Here is a 20,445-nt window from a genome sequence, read left to right on the forward strand (position 1 = left end):
ACAGCATGCGTTTTCTTCCCGTCAGCCTCACCACCCTGCTTGTCGAACTGGCCGACCTTGACCAGACGCTTGCCTTGTTCGCCTCTCTCCAGGCAGACCCGATCGAAGGGATCGACGAAACGGTTCCGGCAGCGCGGACGCTGATGATCCGTTTCCGTCCGGATAAAATCAGCGCCGAGACACTGGCAGCCCGGATCGCGACCCGCGACCTCTCGGCCAAGATTGCTCCTTCCGAAAATCTCGTCGAGATCCCCGTCCATTACGACGGTGAAGATCTTGGCGATGTTGCCGAACTAACGGGTCTGAGCGTGGAAGAAGTGATCCGCCGGCACACTGAAAGCGAGTTCACTGTCGCCTTTTGTGGTTTTGCCCCCGGTTTCGGTTATCTCGTAGGCGGCGATCCCTCACTTCACGTCCCGCGTCGCCAAAGCCCACGCACCCGTATTCCCGCAGGTTCCGTCGCGCTCGCCGGCGCCTTCAGTGGCGTATATCCGCAAAACAGCCCGGGTGGCTGGCAGATCATTGGCACAACGCCGTCTAAGATGTGGGATATCGACCGTGATCCCGGCGCACTTTTCCAGCCCGGTTATCGCGTCCGCTTCTTCGATCTGAACAAGGCAGGCAAGACGGTATCCGTTGCTGCGCCAGCGTCGCGTAAAAATGAGACGGAAACAGACAGAACAGCACCGCACTTTGAAGTGCTCGCCGCACCGATGCCGGCGCTCTTTCAGGATCTCGGCCGCTTTGGCCAGACCGGACAGGGCGTTTCGGCGTCCGGCGCACTCGACCAGAGCGCTTTCAATGCCGCGAACCGTATTGTCGGCAATCCCGCCAATACACCCTGCCTCGAACTGACGCTCGGCGGTTTTTCATTCAAAAGCTCAAGCCGGACCGTCATCGCCACTGCCGGAGCGCTTTGCCCGATCACCATCAAGACTGCAGCCGGGCACACAATCTCTGCCGAACCCTACGCCCCTGTATCGGTAGATCCCGGCGATCTCGTGAGCTTCGGCCAGCCGCCCAAAGGCATGCGCTGCTATCTTGCCGTGCGCGGCGGTTTCAAGGTCGATTCGGTCCTTGGCAGCGTTGCCACCGATACGCTGGCCGTTGTCGGTCCGCAGCCCGTCACGGCCGGTTCAATTCTCTTCCTCAATGTAGAGACGTCTGGCCTCGCCAGTCTTTCAATCGACGAAATCCCGGCTTTCAACCCACCTCAGCCCGGCGATGTGGTGACGCTCGATGTGGTCCTGGGACCGCGCACCGACTGGTTCACACAAAAAGGTCTCGACACACTGACAGGCCAGCTATGGCAGGTAACGCCACAGTCGAACCGTGTCGGCATCCGCCTTTCCGGCGAAATCCCGGTTGAGCGGAAAGATAGTGCGGAATTGCCAAGCGAAGGCACGGCAACAGGCGCCATTCAGATACCGCACAGCGGCCAGCCGGTCCTGTTCCTCGCCGACCATCCATTGACCGGTGGTTATCCGGTCATCGGCGCGGTCGCCGAATATCACCTTGACCTTGCCGGCCAGATCCCGGTCAACGCAAAAATCAAATTCCGGCCCATTGGCCCCTTCGCCGAAATTTCGGCGAGCGTGAACACAGAATTCCGAGGAGAACAGCGATGAAGAAAGTCCTGATTGCCAATCGTGGCGAGATCGCGGTGCGCATTATCCGCGCCTGCCGCGACTACGGCATCCAGTCGGTCGCCGTTTACGCCGACCCGGATCTGGACGCACTTTTCGTGCGCCTTGCAGATGAGGCTTATGCGCTGGAAGGTGTACGCCCCGCGGAAACCTATCTCGACATTTCCAAGCTGATCGCCATTGCAAAACGCGCTGGCGCCGATGCTGTACACCCCGGTTATGGTTTTCTTTCCGAGCGTGCCGAATTCGCGCAGGCAGTGCTGGATGCGGGTCTGACCTGGATCGGCCCCGCCCCCAAGGTCATCGAGGCACTGGGCGACAAGGTGGAAGCACGCCGCATTGCCACCAGTGTCGGTGCGCCGTTGGTTGCAGGCAGCGACGGTCCGGTCTCCTCCTCGGCAGAAGTTATCGCTTTTGCCGAAGAATACGGCCTTCCGGTCGCCATCAAGGCAGCACATGGCGGCGGCGGTCGCGGCCTCAAGGTTGCCTGGAAGATGGAAGAAATCGCCGATCTCTATGAATCTGCCGTCCGCGAGGCAACGGCCGCTTTCGGCCGCGGCGAATGTTTCCTCGAACGTTTTCTCGATCGGCCACGCCACATCGAAGCGCAGGTCATTGCCGACAAGCACGGCAATGTCCTGGTTCTTGGAACGCGCGATTGCTCGCTGCAACGCCGCAACCAAAAATTGATCGAGGAGGCGCCAGCACCGTTCTTGTCTAAAGAGCAGCGTCAGAAGATCCACGAGGCCGCTAAATCGATCTGTGCCGCGGCAGGCTATTCGGGTGCCGGCACTGTCGAGTTCCTGCTTGGCATCGATGGCACGATTTCCTTCCTTGAGGTCAATACCCGGCTTCAGGTGGAGCACCCTGTCACCGAAGAGACCACAGGCATCGATCTGGTTATCGAGCAGTTCCGCATCGCCGAAGGCGAGACCTTGCGCGTGCTGGAAACGCCCGAACCACGTGGCCACTCCATGGAATTCCGCATCAACGCCGAAGATCCTGGCCGTGGCTTCCTTCCGACCCCAGGCGAAATCACTCTCTTCGATCCGCCATCCGGCCCCGGCATTCGTATGGACAGCGGGGTCGTCAGCGGCTCCTCCATTCCAGGCGTGTTCGATTCACTGATGGCAAAGCTGATCGTTACTGGTGCCAACCGCGATGAGGTTCTGCGTCGCGCCCGGCGCGCGCTGAAGGAATTCCGCATAGAGGGCGTGGCGACCGTGCTGCCGTTCCACCGCGCAGCCATCGACACCGAAGACTTTATTGGTTCTGACGGCTTCAAGGTGCACACGCGCTGGATCGAGACGGACTTTGCCGCCATGCCAGACGCGATGGAGCGTCCCGAACCGGCAGTTGATCCGTCCATGACCCGCACTTGGCTGGAGATTGACGGCAAGCGCATATCCGTTGGTTTGCCGAACATATTGCTATCAGCTCTCGGCACGGCCGGACGTATAGACACTGCCTCAGCCGAAACGAATGGCCAGAAAAACGACGACGGCGTCGTCGCACCCGTTTCCGGAACTCTTCAATCCTTCAAGGTCGAGGATGGCGCCACGGTTGCCGAAGGCGATCTTCTGGCCGTGATGGAAGCCATGAAGATGGAGACGCAGATCACGGCACCCCAGGCAGGCAAGGTCCGCCTTCTCGCCAAAGAAGGAGATTATCTGCAGGCAGGTGCAACGCTGCTTCAGGTTCTCAACTGATCATCGCATCTGCCTAGCCGGTCAGCCAGTCTCCGGCAGCGCAAGATAAAATTGCAAGAACATGGCGTGTTGCCCGCAAATGGCGGGTGACACGCTTGCATGGCTGCCATTCACAAAATAATGTTGTCTGACAAGCGATTTCAGGGAAAACATCGATCCTGAATTTTGCTGCCTCCACTGCATGTCACATTTATAAGCGGCGATAGCCGGACAACGAGTTATTTAATGCCGTCACAAAAAACCGGTTATCTTTACGCGCTTACCGCCTTCACCATTTTCGCGGCACAGGACGGCATCTCCAAACATCTCGGTAGCGCCTATCCGCCCGTGTTTGTTGCGATGTTGCGATACTGGGCGTTTGCCGTTTTCGTGTTGTTGATGGCGGCAAGATCACCAGGCGGCATTCGCGGCGCTGCCATGGCAAACCGGCCTTGGCTCCAGATCAGCCGGGGTGTTCTGCTGGCAGTGCAGATTGTGTTTTCGATCTTTTCCTTCGCGCTTATCGGGCTGGCACACACTCATGCCATTGTCGCTTCCGCACCGTTGATCGTTGCAGCCCTCTCCGTGCCGTTGCTTGGTGAGCAGGTCGGCTGGCGGCGCTGGTGTGCGATTTTTGTCGGTTTTATCGGCGTTCTCATCATCTTGAAGCCCGATGAGAGCGGTTTTGACAGCACCCTCCTGATCACTTTCATGGCCGCTTTCATGCTGGCTCTCTATGGCGTTCTGACGCGCCTCGGCAGCAAAAGCGATACATCCATGACCAGTTTCTTCTACACCGGTGTCGCCGGTGCTGCCGCGTTGACCTTCGTTGGCCCATTTTACTGGGTCGAACTTGCGCCCTATGACTGGGGATGGATGCTGGCGCTCTGCATAACCGGCATGAGCGGACATTATTGTCTGATCAAGGCGTTCGAGCTGGCAGATGCGGCCTCCGTCCAACCATTCTCCTACTATCAACTCGTGCTGGTTTCCATTCTCGGCGTCACGATGTTTGGTGAGGTTTTGAGCGCGAACATGGTCATCGGCGCCGCAATCGTTATCGCTGCCGGCCTGTTCACCATATGGCGCGAGCATGTTCTCACCCGTAAAAATCGACGCGGCGCCTAAACCGCCGCGCCCTTCGCTCTCATCAGGGATAGCTTTCAAGCCATCGCGGCTTCACAGCGCAACAGCATGCCAAACAGATCCCGTGGCTCATCCGGGTCCGCCAGAAGGTCCAGTTCGGCGTAGAGGCCGGTGGACGGCAGTTTTGAGCGCACGTAACGCAGTGCTGAAAAATCCTCGGTCGCGAAACCGACGCTATCGAAAAGCGTGATCTGCCCTTCGGAGCCTCGGCCTTCCTTCAACCCGGCAATCACTTGCCATAGTTCGATAACCGGGTAATCCTGCGGTAGTTGCTGAATTTCGCCCTCGATACGGGTCTGTGGCGGATACTCGACAAAAATATCGGATCGCAACAGAATATCCTTGTGCAGTTCCGTTTTACCGGGGCAATCACCACCAACTGCGTTGATATGGACGCCAGGCCCAACCATGTTATCGGTCAGGATCGTCGCATATTGTTTGTCTGCGGTGACCGTCGTTATGATATCGGCGCCTTCGACGGCATCCTCAGCGCTCTCGCAAATCTTGATCGAAAAGCCCTGTCCCTGAAGGTTGCGGGCGCATTTTTCACTCGCCGTGCGGTCTATGTCGAAAAGACGCAACTGATCGACGCCGAGGATCGCCTTGAAGGCCCGCGCCTGGAACTCGCTTTGCGCACCATTGCCGATGATGGCCATGGAACGGGCATTCTTGCGAGCAAGATGCTTTGCCGCAACCGCCGAGGTCGCCGCCGTTCGCAATGCAGTCAACAGGGTCATTTCCGTCAGCAGCAGCGGATAACCATTACCGACATCGGAAAGCACGCCAAAAGCAGTCACGGTCTGCCGACCTTCCCGCATGTTTTTCGGGTGACCATTGACATATTTGAAGCCATAGAGCGTTCCGTCACTCGTCGGCATCAACTCGATCACACCTTCCTTGGAATGAGATGCGATACGCGGCGTTTTATCAAAGCTCTCCCAGCGGATGAAGTCTTCCTCGACCACATCGGCGAGTTCACGCAAAAACGTATCGATGCCGACACGCAGCACCAGCTTCATCATGTGGTCGACACTGACGAAGGGCACGATGTTCAGGTTTGGTATTACGGTCATCTCAAGTCCTCCTGTCAGCCGGCGCGTGTGGGGCGATCCATGACGCGCTTGCCCAGAAGGCTCGCGGCGAGATCCACCATGAGGGTTGCCGTCCGGCCGCGCTCATCCAGAAACGGGTTCAGTTCCACGAGATCGAGGCTCCCCACCAATCCGCTGTCGTGCAGCATTTCCATGACGAGGTGCGCCTCGCGGAACGTCGCTCCACCCGGCACGGTGGTGCCGACGGCTGGCGCAATGGCTGGATCGAGAAAATCGACATCGAGACTGACATGCAGCACGCCGTTCGCATCGCGAACCCGCGCCAGAAATTTGCGCAGCAGCACGGCAACGCCATGCTCATCGATAGCGCGCATGTCATTGATCGTAATGCGGCTCTGCTCAAGTGCGGCGTTTTCAGCCGGATCGACACTTCGAATGCCGATCATGCAAATGTTTTCTTCCAGAACCTTGTTCGGCAGAGGCGGGAAATAGCCATCAAAGCCATCTCGACCGCTGAAATAGGCAACAGGCGTGCCATGCAGATTGCCACTGCGTGTCGTCTCAAGCGTATGATAGTCGGTATGCGCATCCAGCCAGAGAACAAAGAAAGGCCGTCCGCTCTCGGCAACACGACGCGCCATACCCGCGACAGTACCGGCCGAAATCGCATGGTCACCACCGAGAAATATCGGCATGGCATCTGCGCTCTCGCGATAGGCTGCGTCCATCAGCGCTTCCGTCCAGGCAACAGTTTCGCTCAGATGGTGGACCGCAGGATTGGAATGGTCGAACGTCTTCATGGGCGCTGGTGCGATGTTGCCCACATCGGCGACCTGATGCCCAAGATCCTCCAGAGCACGGACAAGACCGGCAATGCGGAACGCGCTCGGTCCCATTTCGCATCCCAGTTGTCCCGCCCCGATTTGCAACGGTGCGCCGATAAGCTTGATATTCATGTGGCGTTTTTCCCAGTGACGACTGTTACAAGTGAACCATAAAACTGCTGGCAAATTGAATAGGTAATATTGGCAAACATATTTAATGCGCATATCATTTTGGAAAATAAACTTATCAAAATGAGCATCATGGACACGTTGGACGAAAAGCTCGTTACCCTTCTCAGACACAATGGCAGGCGCAGTATTTCCGATCTGGCGATTGAAGCAGGCGCATCGCGTGCAACTGTCAGATCACGGATCGAGAAGATGGAGGCCGAAGGGACGATCATAGGTTACACCGTGATCTTGCGGGCTGATGCCGTGGAAGCGGCTGTGCGTGGCATCATGATGGTGGAAATCGAAGGACATGTCACCGACCGCGTGATTCGGACGTTAGGCGGCTTCCCTGAAATATCCGAGATCCATACGACCAACGGGCGCTGGGACCTGATCGTTGAACTCCACGCCGCCACCCTGAGCGATCTGGATGCAGTCCTGCGACGTATTCGCCTCGTTCCAGGGATCACAGGAAGCGAAACCAGCCTGCTGCTTTCAACCCCGCGCTCCACTCGAGCAAGGCTCTAGGCAAAAGATTGTCCCAAATCTCATTTTTCGACTTGCGCCCTGAAATAAATCATCTATATGACGACCCACCAAACGCAAACGCGCTTCGCGTCTCGGGCTTTTGGGGAATAGTTCAATGGTAGAACAGCGGACTCTGACTCCGTCGATCTTGGTTCGAATCCAGGTTCCCCAGCCAATCACTGAAAATCACCAAATCCTTTGAATTTTAGTCTTGCGAAGGCCAAACGACGCCGGCTTTCGTCTTGGCCCTGCGGAAACCTCCGCGCGGAAGAGCACGAAAAGCAAAGCGGGCAGTCACGTTCAACGGAAGAGTTGTATCACGTTCTCTGTGCTTGCGTTTGCGATAGAGAGTGACTGGATCGCAAGCTGCTCTTGTGTTTGCAAGGCCTTGAGCCTCGTCGAGGCTTCATTCATGTCTGCATCCACGAGCCGACCGACGCCCCTGTCCGTGGCTGCCATCAACTTGGCCGTGAACTCTGTCTGCATATCAATACGCATCGAGAGCGATCCTAGGATTGAAGCCCCGGCGACCACACGCTGAGAGGCAACCTCGATGTAGTCGATATATAGATCGACCGCGCCGGGGTTTTGCTCGATGTCGATGTTGAGAAAGTTCATTGCCGGGATAGGCTCGATACTGACAACGATATTTGAGAATCCGATACTCGTACTAGGTCCCCATTTTCTGTCGACTGATGGGTCAGATTTCACGATTATGTAGTTCGGGTCGGAAGCGGACACTTCGATGATCGTATTCGGCCAGTCAGGGTCGATTAGAGACTTAAGCAGAGTGACCATTTCCTCTGCTGTTTCTACGGTACCTGTATCTTTGCCAAGCAGGTCGTTAATGTAGGTGCGATTGAAGTTATGCGTTGTGGCAGGCGCACCATTGACCGAAAAGCGGAAATCAACCTCAACCCCATCAGCATTATCGCCGTCTATGTGAAGCGTAAACTGTTCGAACCGCAGTGCAATGCCGGATCCCCGATCTCCGTAGTCGTATCGGTTCAAAAGACCACCTGTGCTGACACCAACACTGCTGAGATTGGCGATCTCAACATAGTTGCCGTTGCCGTGAATCTGGCGTGTTGAAATAAGCATCGTAACAGGATCGCGCACGAATTTGTTGGACCCAGGCGGATCCTCCTTTGTGAACCGACCAGAGACAGATGCACCGTGCGGAGAAAGTAAAGAGTTCAACAAGTCTGCGAATTGCTCATTTGTCGAAACAATGCCCCCCCAGCTGGCATTGTAGGCATCCACCGTCGCTTTTGTGATGGTCAAACTCGCCGCCGAATATCCGGGATCGTAAGGTCCAGGCAAATCGTAGAGTTCGCCATAAGCGCCGGTAAGTGCCGATGGATCGTATTCCTTATCCAGGATGAGATCGAATTTGATCTCCGCGCCAGGCGTATTAAAGTCCAGGGGTGCTCCATCCGGGAACGACATATTGAAAGACGCATTATCCCCGCTGTCACCGCGCGGATGCATCCATTCGGTCGATGTTTCGGTATGATAGACGGTCGGTGAACCACTCCAGGTGGAAGAACTGCCGAGAGACCTCATCCCACCAAGCGTTTTCACATCACGCGGGTCAGCTTGCAGCAAGCCGCCGCCGGTGGAGTTGAAGAGGCTGATCTTGTCGAGGTGAACGTCCATCGTGCCTGTGGACACACCGCTTGGCGACCTGACGAACGAGGAAATAACCGATGCCCTGTTCGTCTCGATATCGTAAATCTGTTCAATATTCGTGTTTAGCCAGTTCTGGCCATTGAAGCTTGACGACGTCGAGATGCCCTGCACCTGTGCTTTGAGCTGTTCCAGTTCCGCCTGAACTTTAGCTTTGTCGACACCATCCTCCTTGGCAGCAACGAGCTTAGCTTTGAACTCCGCCAGTACATCGATGACGGCGTTCATTCCAGAATATGCGGTATCAGTCTTCGCAGCACCCAAGCCAAGCGCGTCAGCGACGGCGGACACTGCCATCCGGTCCGCACGCATCGTTGTCGAGATTGACCAGTATGCAGCGTTATCCGCGGCAACATCCACGCGCAAGCCTGACGAAACCATCCGTTGGGTTTCACCTAAATCAGCGGAAATTGCACGCAGAGTTTGGAGCGCAGATATTGCAGCCCCATTCGTTAGAATGGAGGACATGGTACTCAGCCTTGGTGGGATAAACTCATCATGAGCAGAAAATCACGATGGGATACAACCATTTAGAGCGTTAATGCGTAGTTAATGATAAGCGCGATATCTCTGCATAACACAACCATTAATAGTTGATATTGTTCTTGGGTAAACGCGGATCTAGAGCTCAATTGTCTCGATGTGCACGCACGCGAACGTTCAAGGTCAAGAAGAACAAACGCTCTCCCAAGTTACGTTTTTTGCCCGCTTGGAAACTACTCTGGCAAGCGTGGCGCGCGTTGGGTCTAAATCAACCGAAACGGCAAGCCGGAAATCAGCGCTTTCACATAGCGCTTTTTCTGAAAGTGGCCATTCAGTGAAACACGCGGCAACGCCGTGGGCTGGCGCAGGGATTGAGGTGTCAAGACACCCGGTCGCGTGGTGACAGCTACCGGGAACCCGGCGGCGAGGGTGGCCTTCATCTCGCGGTCGGCTGCAGCGGTCGCCCATCCGTAGGGATAGGAAAACGACCGGGGACGTTGACCAACATAACCTTCAATCCGCGATGTCGACTGGCTGATCTCCTGGTGTAGGCGTTCGTTGCTGACCCGACGCATGTTGACATGTGTCATCGTATGCGCACCGAGATGGGCGAGCGGATCAGAGGAAAGCGCCGCCAATTCCCCCTTGTTCATCACGAGCCGGTCGACGATTGCCATTGGGTCGATACCGTGGTGGCGTGCAGCACGATCAATGCGGGCAACAGCCTCATCTTCATCCGTGGATGAGACGAACTGCTCAAAACGGATAAAGGCTGCGATCTTCTGTGCGGGAGTCGTGGCCGCAACCGTTTCTTCGCCCTGACCAAAATCAAACCGGAAAGACATGTTGTTCTTCGCCAGCGCCTCCGCCGTCTCCCACCATATGCTGCGGGTACGCTCGACAAAGCCCGGCGTGATGAAAATCGTATAGGGAACAGCAAATTTGCGGAACACCGGTGCGGCATATTCGGCATTGTTGCGGTAGCCATCGTCCAGCGTGAAAGCGAAGAATTTTCGACCGTCATGCGGCTGCGCAGTCAGCTGTGGCAGATCATGCAGGTGCGCCGGCAAGAGGCCGCATTCGAGTGCGGCCTCGATGGCAACGTCCAGAAATTCCGGAGTGATGGACAAGTGAGCGTTGGGTGCAAAGCCGGAGGTTTTCTCTGGCGGACGAACATGATGCAATGTGAAGATCACGCCTCTTCCGCCAAGAGAGGGCTGAAGGGATCGCACGCCGGGCAGCGCCGACACTTCAAGTCCCGCGCGAATGGCAAGGTACTTCAACGAGCGCTTCATTGTCTTTGATAACAACATGCAGCTTACCGATGCTCTGACCGTATGGAGGGCAAAACCCTCTTTTTCATCACCCGCCACGCAGTCAGCGGCAAGTCGATCAGACCGGGAAGAGGATCCTGGGTCGCAAATGCCGCCCAGCAACGGACTTTACCAAGAGATGGAAACACGGCTGCGACACCGGACTGGCCGCGTCGCTTCAGTGTGAGGGCAGCGACAACATCACGGATGAAATAGGACCACGCGACGCCCTGCCGGGCGCTGGATAGGTGTTTGCGGTTATCGCCATTGGCAAGCTGCCACAACATGCTTCCGAGATCGACGCCCGCGGCAGAGCACAAGGCAAACCACGACCAGGGACGCGGGTTTACGTCGAGAAGCTTCAGCGTGTCTGTGCGGCGATCAAGTTTGAACTCAGCTTCCACTAGCCCGCTATGTCCAACCGAGCTTAGAATCTTTCTTGCGGCTTCCACGGCACGCGGTTCGTCCACCACTTCGACATAAGTGCTCGTATAACCAAAATCGACAGGATACTGACGAGTGCGGCGCGCCGTGAATTCGGCAACCGGTTCACCGTCTTTCCAGAGAGCTGCGTAGGAAAACTGGCTTTCCCCGCCACCAGGTATCAGCTCCTGCACCACCACGTTCTCCGCACCGATCTGCGCGCTTGCATCCGCATAGGCTTGCATCAACTCTGCAGGGGTCTCGGCTCTGATGACCTTGGCCTTGGCAATTGGCGTACCGCCACCGCCCATATTTGGCTTCAGGACCACCGGGAAAACGACATCCGCTTTCTCCAGATGTGCTATCGAAGCCGATTCGTAGGTTTTCGGAATTGCCACTCCAAGGTCCGTGGCACGCTTGTAAAGCAGCGGCTTTTCACACAGCCACTGCAGCGCCGTCCAGTCAGGCAGAACGATCGTATAAAGGGAAGACAAAATCTCGCGGTTTTCCGCAACGAACTTGACCTCACCGTCGCCGGCAGGAACGAGAAGAGAGCCGCGCATATGCGGCCGCTCCGCCAAATCTGACAGGAATTGAAGCGCACCAGCGTCTTCCGCACCTGACCAACGGATGGTTTCGTGCACGAAACGCGACCAGCCAGCCAGAGGAGAATCATGCGTGACGTAAGTGACGCGAACATTCAGGGCACCCAGGCTTCGCGCGAGCGCCAAAGTCCCGTGAGCGCCCCCAACAATAACAACGCCTGGAATAGTCACAGCCTGATCCCCGTCTTATCCAATTCCTTAATGGCAAAAATTGATAAACAAATTGGATAACACCGACAGGCAACATTCACCCCTTTGAGGTTCAGGCCACGCTCTTTACCGGGCGAGGATCGCCATTGTCATCGACCGCGACCATGATGAACACGGCTTCCGTCACCTTCTCGCGGGAGTCCTGATAGTGCCGGCGGGTCCACGCCTCGATCTTGAGTGTGATGGAGGTTCGGCCGACCTTCTCGATGCGCGTGTAAACGCAAAGGGTATCGCCGATCTTTACGGGCTTCTTGAAGACAATTTCATTGACGGCAACCGTAACGGTGCGTCCGCCCGCAACATCATTAGCGCGGACAAATGCCGCAAGGTCCATCTGGGACATGACCCAGCCGCCAAAAATATCGCCTGCGGGATTGGCGTCTGCGGGCATTGCAAGAGTGCGAAGCGTTAGCTCCATATCGGCGGGTGGCTGCTGATCCATCTGAAAAATCCTTCCGGCTAACCTCCCGGCAAAGCCATTAAAGGACCCGAGAGGATGAGCCAATAGCCGTTTTTTCGTAGCAGCCCTTCCGAAACAGCAAGGAATACCAAGGTCATGGTAAGCTTGGATTAACCATGATCCGTCAGGATTCGATGAAAAGGCACGGGGGCATACGCATGGCCTATGACTGGACTGGGAACCAAACGACGCAGCAGCGTTATGACCGGATCGTCCTGACGATTGCTGGCGCGCTGCTTTTTACCCTCGCGACAGGGACATTTGCTCTGCGCACGCAGATTGAGCCCAAAAGCCCTGTTGCATTTGCAACCGTAGAGCCACTGAATTCGGAAGGGTGGCATCTAAGGCTTTGACGCCACAAGCCACGGCTTCCGATCAATCGGACTGTACTGACGGATCTGCGCCTGCTTCCGATGGCGCAATCAGATCGAGATGCGCGATTGCCGGCGAAAGTACGGCAAGAAATATCTCCGACCGGCCGATATAGATGATCGCGGTCCCCGCCATTTCGTTCAGAACACGGGCAAGTGTGTCCTGTGTCGATTTCTCAAGCCCTTCAAGCAGATCGTCGACAACAAGGAACGAGGGCTTGAGTAAAAGCGCGTTGGCAACGCGGACACTGGCCTGTTCATCCGAATCAAGCCTCTTGTCCCACCGGATGCTTTCGTCGAGACGTGGCACAAGACCCGACAATCCGCAGGCTGTCAGGGCAGCCACGTAGTCTTCATCCGTAAACCGCTGCGGCGCACGTGGATAAGCAAGAATCTCCCGCAACGAGCCGGCCGGCAAGTAACCGTGCTGGGCGATGAAAAGCGTGTCCGATTGCTCCGGCATTTCAATTCTGCCCTGCCCCCACGGCCACAGACCCGCCATAGCCGCAAACAGCAAACGTCGATTCACGCCCTGCTCACCGTTGATCATCAAACGTTGCCCGGAGCCGATTTCCACATCGGGTTCACGCATCCGGAACCCGCGTTCCAGGCTATCGCCACCTGCATCACGGCAAATTTCCACGGATTGCAGACGTATGCCTTCGTTTGGCGTGCCGCGTGCAAGGTCGATTGTCAGGCCGTGCTGCTCGACCTTATCCATCTGGATCAGAGCATTGCGGAATACGGAGACGCGCTGCAGGGTCGCTTTCCAGCTTGCGATGGGGCCGAAGTTGTCGATGTACCACCGCAGCGCAGTATTGACCTGATTGAAGGCCCCCACCGCCATCATCAAACCACCGAACGTTAGATTTCCGGAGAAATAAACCGGCGCAGCAATCAGGATTGGTGCGACGATGGCAAGCCAGCCATAACCTGATGACACCCAGGTAAGATGCGTCAGCGCCATCGCCAGCCCGCGAATAACACCCAGCACTGCGTCGATATCAATGCCGATCCGCCGGCGTTCGTTTTTCTCGCCACGCGCCAGCGCAATGGCCGTCAGGTTTTCGCTGGCGCGCATCAACGAAAAGCGCAGTTCTGCCTCTTTCGAATAACGCTCCGCATTGAGGCCAACCAGTCGATGACCGACAAGATTGCTCAGCAACGAGGCCGACCCGGCATAAAGGATCGCCGCCCACACCATGTATCCGGGAATAGCGACAAGATTACCGTTAATGTTGATCGCGAAACCGGCCGACAATGTCCAGAGCACGCCAATAAAGCTGACGAGAAGGATCGTGGCATTCACCAGACCGATGGAAAGTGCCGTGCTGCTTTCGGCGAGATTCCGAACATCGTCATGTAGTCGCTGATCCGGATTGATGGCAATGGCACCAAAACCCGCTAGCCGCGCCGCCCGTCCCGGCTTCAACCATTGATCGACCATGTCCTTGGCAAGCCCCTCGCGCATTTTCAGCGCGGTCATCTGATTGAGCCAGGTCTGGACGACGTTTAACAAAAGAAGGCAGCCGGCGATAACCGCGAAGACTTCCAGTTGATGGATGAAAGCGGAGAGGTCACGTCTTTCCAGAGCATTGTAAAACGGCGCATTCCATTCATTGAGACGGATTTGCCCATAGGCCGTCAGCAAAATGATCGACAGCAGGGCGAAGGCGAGAAGAATGAGCCGGTTGCGCACCGGTGATGTCCAGAACGCATTCCCCATGATCCGCAACTGTGCAGGGAAATCGAGGTCGAAGCCGGACATGCTGGCCATGTCCTTGCGCTGGGCGTCGGTTACCTTGGATACCATTCGATCGATTCCGAAACTTCACAGTTGCAAAGGAGGCAGGTCACAATCCCGACCTTGCGAGGCCAAGCAATAACACGCTGTTCAACCTTGTCCACATCTGCGACAAAAACCTCAAAAAGCCAAAGCAGTTCCTTGCGTCCGGCCACTCGCATCCGTCAGCAACAACTCGGGATTGCCCGTCAAAACGTCCTTGCATTCTTTTCCTGCATTGCACAAAATCCCTGTAATTTCAGAGGGGCGGACAAACCGCATAAGCCGGAAAAACCGGGCAAGGTAGACGATGGCGATCAAAGCAAGCATTTATCATCTGACGCATTACAAGTACGACAATCCGGTCCGGCTCGGCCCCCAAATCATAAGACTGAAACCTGCCTCTCACTCCAGAACCCGCGTCATCAGCCATTCGCTTCGGGTTTCCCCTTCCAACCACTTCGTCAATCTTCAACAGGACCCTTACGGCAACTATCTCGCCCGCTTCGTGTTTCCCGACCCGGTCACGGAACTGAAGATCGAGGTTGATCTTGTCGCCGATATGACCGTTTACAACCCGTTCGACTTCTTTGTGGAAGAAACGGCAACCAAATGGCCATTTGACTACCCAGAGACGCTGCAGGACGATCTATCCATCTATACGAAACCCGAACCGACGGGACCGTTGCTGACCGCCCTTCTGAAAACCATCGACCGGTCGCCCGACCAGCCAGCAGTGGATATGGTTGTGGGTCTCAACGCCCGCCTCCAGCAGGAAATCGGTTACGTCATCCGTATGGAACCCGGTGTTCAGGAACCGGAAGAAACACTGGCATCCGGCAAGGGATCGTGCCGTGACACAAGCTGGCTGCTTGTACAAATTCTAAGGCACCTCGGTTTTGCAGCCCGTTTCGTCTCCGGCTATCTCATCCAGTTGACGCCTGACCTCAAAGCCCTGGACGGTCCCTCTGGAACCGAGGTGGACTTCACGGACCTGCACGCGTGGGCGGAAGTCTACCTGCCGGGCGCCGGTTGGGTTGGGCTTGACCCTACTTCGGGGCTGCTGACCGGCGAAAGCCATATCCCTCTTGCGGCGACACCCCATTACCGCAACGCTGCTCCCATTTCGGGCGGTTATTTTGGCCAGGCCAACACCGAATTCGCCTTCGATATGCAGGTTCGGCGTATCGCCGAAACACCTCGCATCACCAAGCCTTTTTCCGACGAGAGCTGGGACGAACTCAACGCGCTGGGCGAAGAGGTTGACCGGGTTCTGACGGCGCATGATGTCCGTCTGACCATGGGCGGTGAGCCCACCTTCGTTTCGATCGATGATTTCGAATCAGACGAGTGGAATACAGGTGCTGTCGGACCAACCAAGCGCGATAAGGCTGATACCCTCATTCGCCGCCTGCGCGAGCGTTTCGCGCCGGGCGGCTTTCTGCATTACGGGCAAGGGAAATGGTATCCAGGTGAAAGCCTGCCACGTTGGACATTCTCGCTTTACTGGAGAAAGGACGGATTGCCTGTTTGGCAAAACCCCTCCCTGATAGCGCAGGAGGGTGTGCAGACCGACGTAACAGAGAAAGACGCCAACCGACTGCTCAGCGCTATTGCCACGGAACTCAACATCGAGCCGGATATGGTAATGCCCGCCTTTGAAGACCCTGGCGAATGGATTTTAAAGGAAGCCAACCTTCCCGAAAACGTCGATCCCGCCAATTCCAAGCTGAAGGACCCTGAAGAGCGAAGCCGTCTGGCCAAGGTATTCGAACGCGGTTTGACGCAACCGACGGGGTATATCTTGCCGGTGCAGGTATGGAACAGCCGTGCCCACGGACACCGCTGGGTAAGCGAAAAATGGCGCACGCGGCGCGGACGTATTTTCCTGGTGCCGGGTGACAGCCCGGTCGGTTACCGCCTGCCACTCAATTCCCTGCCGTGGATCACACCCTCGCAATATCCCTATATAAACCCGCTCGATCCGAGTGTGGAACGCCAGCCGCTGCCGGATTTTCGAGGCGAAAAGGGACATGCACAACAAACCGCGCATTTTCAGCCGTTTGAGACAAGCAGCCAGCCAACCCAACGCTCTCAGGAAGCCGAAATTGCAGGACATATCCGTACTGCCATCTCCGTCGAACCCAAGGACGGACGACTTTGCGTGTTCATGCCTCCAACAGTCACGCTCGAGGAATATCTGGACCTGATCGCCTCGACAGAACGCGCGGCCGCAAGCCTTGGACTTCAGGTCCATATCGAAGGTTACGCTCCACCGCATGACGAGCGACTGAATGTCATCCGGGTTGCCCCCGATCCGGGCGTTATCGAGGTCAACATTCATCCGGCCTCAAGCTGGAAAGACTGCGTCGATATCACCACGACAATTTACGATGAGGCACGACAATCCCGGCTTGGTGCTGACAAATTCATGATCGATGGTCGTCACACCGGAACCGGCGGCGGCAACCACGTCGTTGTTGGCGGCGCCAATCCGAATGACAGCCCGTTCCTGCGCCGCCCCGATCTCTTGAAGAGCCTTGTCCTGCATTGGCAACGCCACCCGTCTCTTTCCTATCTGTTCTCGGGCCTGTTCATCGGTCCGACGAGTCAGGCGCCGCGCATTGACGAGGCCCGTCACGACAGCCTGTACGAGCTGGAAATCGCCCTGGCTCAGGTTCCGTCACTTGGAGAAGGCATTGCGCCTTTGCCGTGGCTGGTCGACCGCCTGTTCCGCAACCTTCTCGTTGATGTCACCGGCAACACGCATCGCGCTGAAATCTGCATCGACAAGATGTTCTCGCCGGATGGACCGACCGGGCGCCTTGGCCTGGTGGAATTCCGTGGTTTTGAAATGCCACCGAATGCGCGCATGTCTCTGGCGCAACAATTGTTGGTCCGCTCACTGATCGCGCGTTTCTGGAAAAACCCGGCCAGCGGCAAGTTCGTGCGCTGGGGCACGTCGCTCGCGGATCGCTTCATGCTGCCGCATTACATCTGGGCAGACTTTCTCGACGTTCTGACAGATCTGCGGACCAATGGCTTCGATCTGAAACCGGAATGGTTCGTTGCCCAGCAGGAGTTCCGTTTTCCGTTTTTCGGTGAGGTGGAATACGAAGGAGCAAAGCTGGAGTTGCGACAGGCCCTGGAACCCTGGCACGTCATGGGTGAGCAGGGCGCAATCGGCGGAACGGTCCGATATGTCGATTCCTCCGTTGAGCGTTTGCAGGTTCGTCTGGAGACCTCCAATCCTTCCCGTTACACCGTTGCCTGCAACGGTCGCGCCGTTCCATTGACGCAAACGGAAAACTCAGGCGTTGCGGTGGCCGGCGTCAGGTTCAAGGCATGGCAGCCTGCGTCCGGTTTGCATCCCGTCCTCCCCGTGAATTCACCCTTGACCTTTGACATTTATGATACATGGTCAAGACGATCGATCGGTGGATGTATCTATCATGTTGCTCATCCGGGCGGGCGCAACTATGAGACATTTCCCGTCAACGGTAATGAAGCCGAAGCGCGGCGTCTCGCCCGCTTCGAACCTTGGGGACACACGGCCGGCCAGTATCCCCTGATGCCGGAAACCGTGTCTCCGGAGTTTCCGCTGACACTCGATCTGCGCCGCCCTTACGGAGTATAAAGTGGCCAAAGCCCCGGCAACGGCAACGGAAAGCAAGACGGAAGCGGACTCGCGGCCACGCGGGTTCGACTATGCCGCCCTGCCCGGCATTGCCGATGAAATGCTGGGAACGGACGGCAACGTCCGACCGGTCTGGCGGCATCTTCTGGGTGCCATTTCACGCATGTCGGAACGGGAACTGCACGAGCGCTTTGCCCGCACCGACCGATATCTGCGTGACGCAGGCGTGTTTTACCGCGATTACGGCAAAGGCAGCAGCGAGAGAAACTGGCCGATTTCCCACATTCCGGTTCTGATCGACGAGAAGGAATGGGCAACCCTGTCTGAGGGACTGACGCAGCGCGCCAATCTCCTCGAAGAAATCGTTGCAGACTTTTATGGCGCCAACCGGCTCGTCAAGGAAGGACACATTCCACCGGCGCTGGTCGCATCCAATCCGGAATATCTGCGACCGATGGTCGGCATCAAACCGGCAAGCGGCCATTATCTACATTTTTGTTCCTTCGAGATTGGCCGCGGCCCCGATGGAAACTGGTGGGTGCTGGCCGATCGCACACAGGCGCCTTCCGGCGCTGGATTTGCGCTGGAAAATCGTGTCGCGACGACGCGTGCGTTCTCCGATATCTACGCGGAAACCCACGTTCATCGTCTCGCATCCTTCTTCGGTGCATTTCGCGATACTTTACAGTCGCATCGGCAGCATCCCGATGACCGGATCGCGGTTCTGACACCCGGCCCGGCAAACGAAACTTATTTCGAACACGCCTATATTGCCCGTTATCTCGGCTTCATGCTCTTGGAAGGCGAAGATCTTACCGTCGTCAACGGGCGGGTGATGGTCAGGACTGTTGCCGGGTTGAAACCCGTTGGTGTGTTGTGGCGTCGTCTCGACGCATCCTATGCGGACCCACTGGAACTGAACCAGCAATCGCATATCGGCACGCCGGGCATGGTCCAGGCCCTTCGAAATGAAGCGCTGACCATCGTTAATGCGCTGGGCACCGGTATTCTGGAAACACGTGCACTCCTCGCCTTCATGCCAGGGGTTTGCCGCCATCTTCTGGGCGAAGACCTGAAGCTGCCTTCGATCGCGACGTGGTGGTGCGGACAGGGATCCGAACGCCAGCACGTTGCAGGCAACATCGAACGAATGGTGATTGGCCCTGCCTATTCCCGTCTCCCGTTCTTTGATGATAACGGGCAATCCGTGCTTGGCTCGTCTTTGCGCGAAACTGCAAAGGAATCGATCAGCGACTGGCTCGCCGCCGATGGTCACAGGCTCGTCGGTCAGGAGGTGGTAACGCTTTCGACCACTCCGGCCTATGTCGATAACCAGCTTGTGCCGCGGCCGATGAGCCTTCGCGTTTTTGCCGCCCGCACGCAAGACGGCTGGCAGATCATGCCGGGCGGTTTTGCGCGGATCGGCAGCAGCAACGATGTCTCGGCCATCGCCATGCAATCAGGGGGCAGCGCCGCAGACGTCTGGATCGTCAGCGAAAAGCCTGTTGAGCGAACCACGCTTCTTCCGGCGGAGGAAAGTTTCACGCGCAACATGCCTGGCAGCCTGCCAAGCAGGGCGGCAGACAACCTTTTCTGGCTTGGCCGGTACATCGAGCGCTCAGAAGGAGCACTGCGAATCCTGCGTGCCTGGCACGGACGTTATGCCGAGTCCGCCGATCCAAAACAGCCACTTCTTGCGCATGTCGTCCGGTACCTCGAAACGCTCGATATCGAGATGAGCGACGCCGTTCCCGCAAGCCTCCTGAACAACATCAACAGCGCGCTTTATTCAGCCAGCAATATCCGCGACCGATTTTCCCCTGATGGCTGGCTCGCCCTGAACGATCTTGCCAAAACGGCTCGCCGCTTCCATGCCAAGGTCGCGCCTGGTGACGACGCCACGCATGCAATGACTATTCTGTTGCGCAAGCTCGCTGGCTTTGCAGGTCTTGTACATGAAAACATGTACCGGTTCACCGGATGGCGCTTCCTGTCGATCGGTCGCTATCTGGAACGTGGGCTGCACATGACGCGGCTTCTCGGTCACATGACCGGCCCCGATGCCCCGGATGGCGCCTACGACATGCTGCTCGAAATCGGCGACAGCGTCATGACCCATCGCCGCCGCTACAATGTCAGCACGGCGGGATTGACGGTCACCGATCTTCTGGCGCTCGATCCGCTCAATCCGCGTTCGATCCTCTTCCAGTTGAATGAGATCCGCACCGAGGTCGAACAGTTGCCGAATGCCTTCGTTAACGGCCAGATGTCAGCGTTCTATCGCGAGGCGATGCGGCTTCATTCCGGCCTCGCCGTCATGACGCCGGAGGGCATGAACACCGCGATCTACCGTCAGCTCGAAAAAGATCTGGAGCATCTCTCCGATGTTCTGGCGCGCACCTATCTCGGATAAGCC

General features: G+C 56.9%; 15 protein-coding genes and 1 tRNA gene. 8 read left to right on the forward strand and 8 right to left on the reverse strand.

Features of this window, described 5'->3' with window-relative positions; genetic code table 11:
- The first annotated feature begins 5 nt into the window (after window positions 1-5).
- From ACIQT8_RS08610 to ACIQT8_RS08620, 3 genes are all read left to right on the forward strand, one after another.
- Entirely contained in the window at window positions 6-1,628 is a 1,623-nt protein-coding gene (locus tag ACIQT8_RS08610) for a 5-oxoprolinase/urea amidolyase family protein (RefSeq protein ID WP_400964734.1), read from the forward strand.
- On the forward strand, window positions 1,625-3,355 hold the full coding sequence (locus ACIQT8_RS08615; protein ID WP_400964735.1) for an acetyl/propionyl/methylcrotonyl-CoA carboxylase subunit alpha: 1,731 nt from the start codon (window positions 1,625-1,627) through the stop codon (window positions 3,353-3,355). Before ACIQT8_RS08610 ends, ACIQT8_RS08615 begins: the two co-directional genes overlap by 4 nt.
- Window positions 3,356-3,580: 225 nt before the next feature.
- Window positions 3,581-4,462, forward strand: coding sequence for a DMT family transporter (locus ACIQT8_RS08620; protein ID WP_400964736.1), 882 nt, complete (start codon window positions 3,581-3,583; stop codon window positions 4,460-4,462).
- A gap of 35 nt (window positions 4,463-4,497) precedes the next feature.
- On the opposite strand, the gene ACIQT8_RS08625 is transcribed toward ACIQT8_RS08620, so the two are convergent.
- Together ACIQT8_RS08625 and rocF are read right to left on the reverse strand one after the other, a co-directional pair.
- Window positions 4,498-5,553: an ornithine cyclodeaminase gene (locus ACIQT8_RS08625; RefSeq protein WP_400964737.1), complete on the reverse strand. Its 1,056-nt coding sequence runs from the start codon at window positions 5,551-5,553 to the stop codon at window positions 4,498-4,500.
- Window positions 5,554-5,567: 14 nt separating this feature from the next.
- Window positions 5,568-6,488, reverse strand: a complete 921-nt coding sequence (gene rocF, locus ACIQT8_RS08630; RefSeq protein WP_400964738.1) for an arginase — start codon at window positions 6,486-6,488, stop codon at window positions 5,568-5,570.
- Between the two features lie 129 nt (window positions 6,489-6,617).
- On the opposite strand from rocF, the gene ACIQT8_RS08635 reads away from it, so the two are divergent.
- Both ACIQT8_RS08635 and ACIQT8_RS08640 read left to right on the forward strand, forming a co-directional pair.
- Window positions 6,618-7,055, forward strand: coding sequence for an Lrp/AsnC family transcriptional regulator (locus ACIQT8_RS08635; RefSeq protein ID WP_138791932.1), 438 nt, complete (start codon window positions 6,618-6,620; stop codon window positions 7,053-7,055).
- 101 nt (window positions 7,056-7,156) lie between these two features.
- A tRNA-Gln gene (locus ACIQT8_RS08640) sits at window positions 7,157-7,230 on the forward strand.
- Between the two features lie 125 nt (window positions 7,231-7,355).
- Here ACIQT8_RS08640 and ACIQT8_RS08645 read toward each other — a convergent pair.
- The 4 genes from ACIQT8_RS08645 to ACIQT8_RS08660 form a co-directional block, all read right to left on the reverse strand.
- Window positions 7,356-9,212: a flagellin gene (locus ACIQT8_RS08645; protein WP_400964739.1), complete on the reverse strand. Its 1,857-nt coding sequence runs from the start codon at window positions 9,210-9,212 to the stop codon at window positions 7,356-7,358.
- Between the two features lie 278 nt (window positions 9,213-9,490).
- The gene (locus ACIQT8_RS08650) at window positions 9,491-10,540 is read right to left on the reverse strand and encodes a polysaccharide deacetylase family protein (protein WP_400964740.1); all 1,050 of its coding nucleotides are present in this window, start codon (window positions 10,538-10,540) and stop codon (window positions 9,491-9,493) included.
- Window positions 10,541-10,545: 5 nt separating this feature from the next.
- Window positions 10,546-11,739 (reverse strand): ATP-grasp domain-containing protein, encoded by a 1,194-nt coding sequence (locus tag ACIQT8_RS08655; protein ID WP_400964741.1) that lies wholly within the window; start codon window positions 11,737-11,739, stop codon window positions 10,546-10,548.
- 91 nt (window positions 11,740-11,830) lie between these two features.
- A complete protein-coding gene (locus ACIQT8_RS08660) occupies window positions 11,831-12,220 on the reverse strand; it encodes an acyl-CoA thioesterase (RefSeq protein WP_138791928.1) in 390 nt (129 codons plus the stop codon).
- A gap of 176 nt (window positions 12,221-12,396) precedes the next feature.
- Between ACIQT8_RS08660 and ACIQT8_RS08665 the strand changes: the two genes are divergently transcribed.
- Window positions 12,397-12,591: a hypothetical protein gene (locus ACIQT8_RS08665; RefSeq protein WP_262527575.1), complete on the forward strand. Its 195-nt coding sequence runs from the start codon at window positions 12,397-12,399 to the stop codon at window positions 12,589-12,591.
- A 22-nt stretch (window positions 12,592-12,613) separates the two neighbouring features.
- Here the strand turns inward: ACIQT8_RS08665 and ACIQT8_RS08670 are convergent, their stop codons facing one another.
- Window positions 12,614-14,422 (reverse strand): ABC transporter ATP-binding protein/permease, encoded by a 1,809-nt coding sequence (locus ACIQT8_RS08670; RefSeq protein ID WP_400964742.1) that lies wholly within the window; start codon window positions 14,420-14,422, stop codon window positions 12,614-12,616.
- Window positions 14,423-14,533: 111 nt separating this feature from the next.
- On the reverse strand, window positions 14,534-14,722 hold the full coding sequence (locus ACIQT8_RS08675; protein ID WP_400964743.1) for a hypothetical protein: 189 nt from the start codon (window positions 14,720-14,722) through the stop codon (window positions 14,534-14,536).
- Here ACIQT8_RS08675 and ACIQT8_RS08680 point away from each other — a divergent pair.
- Window positions 14,703-18,029: a DUF2126 domain-containing protein gene (locus tag ACIQT8_RS08680; protein WP_400964744.1), complete on the forward strand. Its 3,327-nt coding sequence runs from the start codon at window positions 14,703-14,705 to the stop codon at window positions 18,027-18,029. The genes ACIQT8_RS08675 and ACIQT8_RS08680 overlap by 20 nt on opposite strands.
- A 1-nt stretch (window position 18,030) precedes the next feature.
- On the forward strand, window positions 18,031-20,442 hold the full coding sequence (locus ACIQT8_RS08685) for a circularly permuted type 2 ATP-grasp protein (RefSeq protein ID WP_400964745.1): 2,412 nt from the start codon (window positions 18,031-18,033) through the stop codon (window positions 20,440-20,442).
- Window positions 20,443-20,445 lie beyond the last annotated feature (3 nt).

It is taken from the genome of Agrobacterium sp. NPDC090273, from assembly GCF_044772305.1.
Lineage (GTDB): Bacteria > Pseudomonadota > Alphaproteobacteria > Rhizobiales > Rhizobiaceae > Agrobacterium.